We start from the raw sequence: 6,697 nt of genomic DNA on the forward strand, positions 1-6,697 counted from the left end.
AATTGTGGCAAGGCCGACCTTTTGGCAAAGATAGAGCAACCACAGAATAAAAAAAGACAGGGCAAACATGACGGAACAACAGGCTATTCAACAGGCGATGCGCTACTTCGACAGTGGGGAATTTAAACAGCTTCTGGCGCGCCGCGTGGCGTGCGTGACCGAAAGCCAGCGCGCGGATCGCGACGGCGAGCTACATCACTATTTGCACGAAGAGATCGCGCCGCAGCTGTCGGCACTCGATTTTGCGCTGCACTTTATCGACAATCCGGTTGTAGAAAACCGCCCGTTTCTGGTGGCAACGCGCATCGAGGACGAGGCGCTGCCAACGCTGCTCGTTTATGGTCACGGCGACGTGGTGTTCGGCGATGATGACAACTGGCGTGACGGCCTTGCGCCCTGGCGGCTGACGGAAGAGGGCGATCGCTGGTATGGGCGCGGCAGCGCCGATAACAAAGGGCAACACTGTATCAATCTTGCGGCGCTGGAGCAGGTTTACCAGGCGCGCGGCGGCCGTCTCGGCTTTAACTGCAAAATCCTGTTCGAGATGGGCGAAGAGATTAGCTCGCCAGGGCTGGCCGAGCTGTGCCAGCAACAGCAGGCGCTGCTGCGCGCTGACCTCTTTATCGCGTCGGACGGGCCGCGCGTCAGCGCGCCGCGGCCTACGCTGTTTCTGGGATCGCGCGGCGCGGCCAATTTCCGTCTGACCATTAACGCACGCGACAACGCCTACCACTCTGGCAACTGGGGTGGACTGTTAAGCAACCCCGGCACCCAGCTGGCAAACGCCATCGCCTCGCTGGTCAACGCACACGGCGTGCTGCAGGTCGAGGCGCTGAAGCCCGATTCGCTGAGCGCGGCGGTGCGCGCCATTCTTAGCGATATCGAGCCAGGCGGTATGCCGGGCGATCCGGCGCGGACGCAAACTGGGGCGAACCCGGCCTGACCCCTGCCGAACGCCTTTACGGCTGGAACACGCTGGAGGTGCTGGCGTTCGAAACCGGCAACCCGGCGCGTCCGATGAACGCCATTCCCGGTAAGGCGACCGCCGTGTGTCAGCTACGTTTTGTGGTGGGCACCGACTGGGAGAATCTGGTAACGCACGTCGAGGCGCATCTGCGCGCTCAGGGTTTTGACAATGTTCAGGTCGATTTCCTGCGCGGATCGCCCGCAACGCGTCTTGATCCCCAAAGCCCGCTGGTCGCCTGGGCGCTGGAGAGCCTTGCCGCCAGCAGCGGCAAAAAACCGGCGCTGCTGCCTAATCTGGGCGGCTCGCTGCCGAATGAGGTCTTTTCCGACATTCTCGGCCTGCCGACGCTGTGGGTGCCACACTCCTATCCCGCCTGCGGCCAACACGGCGTTAACGAGCATATGCTGAAGTCCATAGCGCGCGAAGGCTTGCTGATTATGACGCGGCTGTTCTGGCAGCTGGGCGAAGAGGGCGAGGCGCTACTGGCGCGACAGCAGGCTTATCAGGGGGCGCGCGCATGAGCAACCTGACGCAAGCGGTTCCGCTGGTTCAGAGCAAGCCGAGCCTGCATAAGACCCTGTTTGCCACCTGTATCGGCAATGCGCTGGAGTGGTTCGATATTGCGGTCTACGGCTTTTTCGCCAGCTATATCGCGCACGCCTTTTTTCCCACCAGCGACGCCTCCGTTTCGCTGCTGCTCACCTTCGGCAGCTTTGGCGTCTCTTTTCTTATTCGGCCGCTCGGCGCGGTGGTGCTGGGCAACTATGCCGATCGCCACGGGCGCAAAAAGGCGCTGCTGCTCTCCATTAATCTGATGATGCTGGGCGGCGCAATAATCACTTTTATGCCGGAGTACGGCACCATCGGGCTGGCGGCGCCGCTGTTAATTATGCTGGCGCGTCTGATTCAGGGGTTCTCGGCGGGTGGGGAGTTCGGCAGTTCCACGGCGTTTCTTGTGGAGCACTTTCCCGAGCGCAAGGCCTTTATCGCCAGCTGGCAGTTCGCGACACAGGGCGCGAGCACGCTGATGGCTTCCGCTTTCGGGCTGGGACTGACGCAGATGCTCAGCGAGACGCAGATGCTGTCGTGGGGCTGGCGCATTCCTTTCGCCTTCGGCCTGCTGATCGGCCCGCTGGGGCTTTATATCCGTCGCCACGTTCATGAGCCAGCCAGCTTTATGCAGCAGGAGAAACCAGAAGCGCCCCTGAAGCAGCTGTTTGGCCGTCAGAAAGAGCTGATGCTGCTGGCGGTCGGTCTGATGGTGATTTCAACAGCGGTAAACTACATGCTGAACTATGTGCCGACCTATGCCACCAAAACGCTGCATCTGCCGGGAAGCGTCGCCTTTAGCGCCACGCTGCTGGCAGGTATTATTCTGACCCTGGTGACGCCGCTGATGGGGCTCTGGGCTGAGCGCGTGGGGCGCGTGCCGCTGATGTGGGGCTCGCTGCTGCTGTTGCTGGTAACGATTTATCCAGCCTTCCGCTATATGGTGAATCACACCTCGCCGCTGACGCTGCTGCTGCTGGTGGGCTGGATGGCGCTGCTGAAATCGATCTACTTCTCCACTGTGCCTTCGGTAATGGCGGATCTTTTTCCGCTCGGTACGCGCGCCAGCGGCATGGCAATCAGCTATAACGTGGCGGTCACGATCTTCGGCGGCTTCGCGCCATTGATCTGTACATTGCTGATTAACGCCACCGGCAGCAGCCTTGCGCCGGGTTACTATCTTATTGCGGTATCGCTGCTGAGCGCCGCGGCGCTGCTGCGCAGCCGTCATCGCGTCGCATAAAGAACAGCCGCCCGTAAAGGGCGGCTTACAGTTAAAGCGAGAACTGCAGATAGGCAACGTGCGTCTGCAAATACTCCTCCAGCCCGTGACGCCCGTCCGCGCCGCCGATGCCCGATTTACGCCAGCCCGCGTGGAAGCCCTGCATCGCTTCGAAGTTCTCACGGTTCACATAGGTTTCGCCGAACTTCAGCTTACGCAGCGCCACCATGGTGGTATTGAGATTCTGCGTATAGAGAGAAGAGGTCAGGCCATATTCGCAGTCGTTGGCCAGCGCAATGGCCTCGTCCAGCGTTTTGAACGTCATTACCGGCAGTACCGGCCCAAAGATCTCTTCGCGCATGATCTCCATATCCTGACGCACGTCGGTGATAATGGTCGGCTCGAAAAAGAAGCCTTTACTGCCGGCGCGTTTGCCGCCCAGCACCACTTTGCCGCCAGCCGCCACGGCGTCCGCTACCTTTTTCTCCACGCGCGCCAGCGCGGCGGCGGTAATCAGCGGCCCCATATCGATCTCGCGCTGCTCCGCCGGATCGCCAAATTTAACGGCTTTAAACGCCTCGGTTAAGGCGGTCATAAAGCGATCGTAAACGCCTTCCTGCACATAGACGCGCTCCGCGCAGTTGCAGACCTGTCCGCTGTTGATCACGCGCGAGCTGACGATCGCCTTCACCGCCAGATCCACGTCGGCATCATCCATCACGATAGCTGGCGCTTTACCGCCCAGCTCCAGCGAAACCTTAGTGACGTTCTTCGCCGCCGCCGCCATGGTAGCTACGCCCGCGCCGACGCTGCCGGTCAGGCTGACCAGACCGACTCGGGGGTCAGAGGCCAGCTGCTGGCCTATCTCCGGGCCATAGCCATAGACAAAATTGATTACGCCCGGCGGCAGGCCGATATGATGCGCGATCTCAGCGAAGAGGCCAGCGTTGAGCGGCGTCAGTTCGCTTGGTTTAATCACGATGGTATTGCCGGTAATCAGCGCCGGTGCGGCTTTACGCGCAATCAAAAAGAAAGGGAAGTTCCACGGCAGAATGCCGGTGGTCACGCCGATCGCCTTTTTAAATACGAAAATATTTTCATTGGGACGATCGCTGTTGACGATCTCGCCTTCATAGCGGCGCGCCCACTCGGCCATATAGTCGAGATAATCAGCGGTAAACAATACTTCCGTCTGCGCCAGCCCCTGCGTTTTACCCCCTTCGGCGACGATGGTGGCGGTCAGTTCCGGCTCGCGGTCGCGAATAGCCTCCGCCAGCTTGCGCAACCAGCTGCCGCGCTCAACGGCAGGCAGGGCTTCCCAGGCGGGCTGGGCGGTTTCGGCCGCCTCAATCGCGCGGCTGGCCTCCTGCGCGCAGCCTTCGGGTATGCGAGCCAGCAGCGCTTCGGTCGCAGGATTGATCACCTCAATCCATTTATCGCTCTGGTGCGCGACAAATTCGCCGTTAATGTAATGTTTTAGTTCTGTTGTCATCTGCTGTATCTCCGATGTCGGGTACGTTAATAAAATGTTTTATAAATGCAGCGTGAAATAAAACAGACCGCGACACCTTAGTCTGGCTGCCATCCGCGGCGCGGCGCTGGCAAACAAACGCAGATTAAAGTGATGACGGCGACAAAAGGTTGTATTCGTCCGCTATGGCCCGCATATCTTCTCTACGTTGCGCAAAACGGATTTTGGGCCAACACTTTCAGGAAGCATGAGGAGGATGTTATGGCTAGCGGATGGGCGTCAGACGGCGCCGTTCAGGAACAGATCGAAAGTACAGTTAACGATGAGATCGCTCGCGTGCGCGGCACGATGAGCAAGGGCGAAAGCGCCGAATTTTGCGACGAGTGCGGCGAGCCGATACCGCAGGCGCGCCGTGAAGCGGTGCCGGGCGTACGCTTCTGCCTGGCCTGTCAGCAGGCGCACGATAAGCAGCTAAAAGGCAGCGCCCTCTATAACCGACGCGGCAGTAAAGACAGCCAGCTGCGTTAGTTCAGGAACCTGGCATGGCGAGTCCGCTGCCGATAAACCATGCCAGAAAACCGACGCCAGCGACAATAATGGCGATCGGAAACAGAATACCCACTCTCATAGCAACCTCGTTATCTCCGCGTCAGGCGACCTGCATCACCGCGCGGTGCGTTTTCAACATACTGAAAAGTTGAAACTGGCTGGCGTCGCTGACGTCGCGCAGCACTTCCCCTTTTTTATAGATAATGGTGTGAACCTTGCCTAGCTGACGCCATACCACCAGCGCCGAGGCGATCAGCGCGCAGTTCTCTTCCGCCTGTTGACACTCCAGCGTGGCGTACTGCGCCTCTTCCAGTTCATTAATAAAAATCTTTAACGCGCTGGCGGGCAGAATGGCGCGCAGGTCATCCAGCATCACCCGACTTACTGAGCGCGTTAAGAACAGCGTTAACCATTTCCCCGTCATCTCAATCCCGGCAGTAGAAGATTTTCTACGTCTTATACGGCGTTAACGGCCATTAGTGAAGTGATCTTTCCTTTTTTGCCAGGGTTGCGTAAAAGGCGGCAGCCAGCGGATAAATGTGCTGCGCGGCACAACAATTTTCAAAAAAAAACCTGAATAATAAGAGACTTAAATAATTTCCGCGCGGCGATTCCGACAAAGCAGAAACTGTGATCCGCGTAGGGGCTAACTGGTGGATATTGCCATTCACGCTTTGCAAACGGCAGCTATCCAAAGGCTGAGGCGTTCAGGCGCGCCGTAGACTGCCTGCTGATCAGGAACCGGGTTTCCTGTAGGCCTCAACCTTACGCAAGGAATAACAATGAACAGTGCCATTATCGCAGGTATCTTCTGGCATCTCGTCGGTGCTGCCAGCGCAGCGTGTTTCTACGCGCCGTTTAAACAGGTGAAAAAGTGGTCATGGGAAACGATGTGGTCAGTGGGCGGCTTTATGTCCTGGCTGATCCTGCCGTGGGCCGTGAGTGCCGTACTGCTGCCCAACTTCTGGGCCTACTACAGCAGCTTCAGCCTCTCACAGCTGCTGCCGGTATTTCTGTTCGGCGCGATGTGGGGCATCGGCAATATTAACTACGGCCTGACGATGCGCTATCTCGGCATGTCGATGGGGATTGGTATCGCCATCGGCATTACGCTGGTGGTCGGCACCCTGATGACGCCGCTGATTCAGGGACGCTTTGGCGAGCTGTTCGCCTCCACCGGCGGCCGGTTAACCCTGCTCGGCGTCGCCGTGGCGCTGGTGGGCGTAGCGATCGTTTCGCGTGCCGGCCTGCTGAAAGAGCGCGCGCTGGGGATCAATGCGGAAGAGTTCAATCTTAAAAAAGGGCTGCTGCTGGCGGTGCTGTGCGGCATTTTTTCGGCAGGTATGTCGTTTGCCATGGACGCGGCTAAGCCGATGCATGAAGCGGCGGCGCAGCTGGGCATCGATCCGCTCTACGTCGCGCTGCCAAGCTACGTGGTAATTATGGGCGGCGGGGCGCTGGTTAACCTGGCGTTCTGTTTTATCCGCCTGGCGGTTAAGCCGGAGCTGTCGCTGCGGCAGGATCTCTCCGTGGCGAAACCGCTGCTGATCGCCAATATCGCCTTCGCGGTGCTGGGCGGTACCATGTGGTATCTGCAATTTTTCTTCTATGCCTGGGGCCACGCAAGAATCCCGCCGCAGTATGACTACGTAAGCTGGATGCTGCATATGAGCCTCTATGTGCTGTGCGGCGGGCTGGTCGGTTTGCTGATGAAAGAGTGGAAATCGGCGGGTCGCCGTCCGGTCAGCGTGCTGTCTATCGGCTGCGTGGTGATTATTATCGCCGCTAATATTGTCGGGCTTGGGCTGGCCGCCTGAGTGTATGCAGGGTAAGAACAAGCAAGGCATGGGTGTACAAGAGTGTGCCAGCGCGGGTGAGAAGGCCCGATCGCAAAGACGCAAAAGACGGCATCCATGCCCGCTCGGCCCGCGACATCCCT

The 6,697-nt window shown here is 58.9% G+C and carries 6 protein-coding genes and 1 pseudogene; 4 read left to right on the forward strand and 3 right to left on the reverse strand.

The genetic code is table 11. The features are described 5' to 3' along the window. The first annotated feature begins 67 nt into the window (after positions 1-67). Both B3797_RS07860 and B3797_RS07865 read left to right on the forward strand, forming a co-directional pair. Positions 68-1,488, forward strand: a pseudogene (locus B3797_RS07860) (M20 family metallopeptidase). Continuing rightward, positions 1,485-2,759: an MFS transporter gene (locus tag B3797_RS07865; RefSeq protein ID WP_311790797.1), complete on the forward strand. Its 1,275-nt coding sequence runs from the start codon at positions 1,485-1,487 to the stop codon at positions 2,757-2,759. Before B3797_RS07860 ends, B3797_RS07865 begins: the two are co-directional and overlap by 4 nt. Before the next feature lie 31 nt (positions 2,760-2,790). Here the strand turns inward: B3797_RS07865 and aldA are convergent, their stop codons facing one another. Continuing rightward, a complete protein-coding gene (gene aldA, locus B3797_RS07870) occupies positions 2,791-4,230 on the reverse strand; it encodes an aldehyde dehydrogenase (protein ID WP_311790798.1) in 1,440 nt (479 codons plus the stop codon). A gap of 240 nt (positions 4,231-4,470) precedes the next feature. Here aldA and B3797_RS07875 point away from each other — a divergent pair, with 240 nt between their 5' ends. After that, the gene (locus tag B3797_RS07875) at positions 4,471-4,737 is read left to right on the forward strand and encodes a DksA/TraR family C4-type zinc finger protein (protein WP_120452680.1); all 267 of its coding nucleotides are present in this window, start codon (positions 4,471-4,473) and stop codon (positions 4,735-4,737) included. Position 4,738: 1 nt separating this feature from the next. Here the strand turns inward: B3797_RS07875 and B3797_RS07880 are convergent, their stop codons facing one another. Both B3797_RS07880 and B3797_RS07885 read right to left on the reverse strand, forming a co-directional pair. After that, complete coding sequence (locus B3797_RS07880) at positions 4,739-4,837, reverse strand: YoaK family small membrane protein (RefSeq protein ID WP_143806249.1); 99 nt, start codon at positions 4,835-4,837, stop codon at positions 4,739-4,741. Between the two features lie 21 nt (positions 4,838-4,858). Next, a complete protein-coding gene (locus B3797_RS07885; protein ID WP_311781399.1) occupies positions 4,859-5,182 on the reverse strand; it encodes a hypothetical protein in 324 nt (107 codons plus the stop codon). Positions 5,183-5,540: 358 nt separating this feature from the next. On the opposite strand from B3797_RS07885, the gene rhaT reads away from it, so the two are divergent. Continuing rightward, positions 5,541-6,575, forward strand: coding sequence for an L-rhamnose/proton symporter RhaT (gene rhaT / locus B3797_RS07890; RefSeq protein ID WP_311781400.1), 1,035 nt, complete (start codon positions 5,541-5,543; stop codon positions 6,573-6,575). Positions 6,576-6,697 lie beyond the last annotated feature (122 nt).

The sequence above is a fragment of the Pantoea sp. UBA5923 genome (genome assembly GCF_002431095.1).
Taxonomy (GTDB): Bacteria; Pseudomonadota; Gammaproteobacteria; order Enterobacterales; family Enterobacteriaceae; genus Pantoea; species Pantoea piersonii.